This is a genomic window from Roseibacillus ishigakijimensis, from assembly GCF_016595415.1.
Classification (GTDB): Bacteria; Verrucomicrobiota; Verrucomicrobiia; order Verrucomicrobiales; family Akkermansiaceae; genus Roseibacillus; species Roseibacillus ishigakijimensis.
Window position 1 is genome coordinate 1 of record NZ_JAENIO010000163.1, and the last position, 401, is coordinate 401.

2 protein-coding genes are annotated in these 401 nt (G+C 56.9%); one reads left to right on the forward strand and one right to left on the reverse strand.

From position 1 onward, the window contains the following. The coding region (locus tag JIN78_RS17450; protein WP_234038074.1) for a hypothetical protein at nucleotides 1-184 on the forward strand (184 nt) is incomplete at its 5' end. On the opposite strand, the gene JIN78_RS17005 is transcribed toward JIN78_RS17450, so the two are convergent. Next, nucleotides 181-401: integrase core domain-containing protein (locus JIN78_RS17005; RefSeq protein WP_200393191.1), on the reverse strand; the 221-nt coding region annotated here is incomplete at its 5' end. The genes JIN78_RS17450 and JIN78_RS17005 overlap by 4 nt on opposite strands.

A 401-nucleotide genomic window follows, 5' to 3' on the forward strand; every position in this document is an offset into this window, starting at 1 on the left:
CCAGTTGAGGGCTCAGCTAAACGATGGTGATGAGGGAAAATTGATTACTTGTTCTGGGGTTCTTTGGCAAGGCGCTAGCCACTTGGAACTCGAAATTGAAAAGGCGGAGGACGGAGTGGAGCGTAGCGGAAGGGAGGACGATGCCTTTTCAATTTCGCCGCCGCCCGGGTTCCGCCCCTTTTAGGCGGCTTCCTGCTCGGCGAGTGGTTCGAGCTTGTCGCTGGCATCGTAAACAGCCCGGGGTGTCCGGTTTTCCAACGCTTCATGGGGTCGCCAATCGTTGTAGCGCGCGAACCATTTCTCCAGGCCCGCACAGAGCCCGATGAGGGTGGCGTGTTCGTGGAGGTAAATTTCCTCATACTTCACACTGCGCCAGAGTCGCTCGATGAAGACGTTGTCCA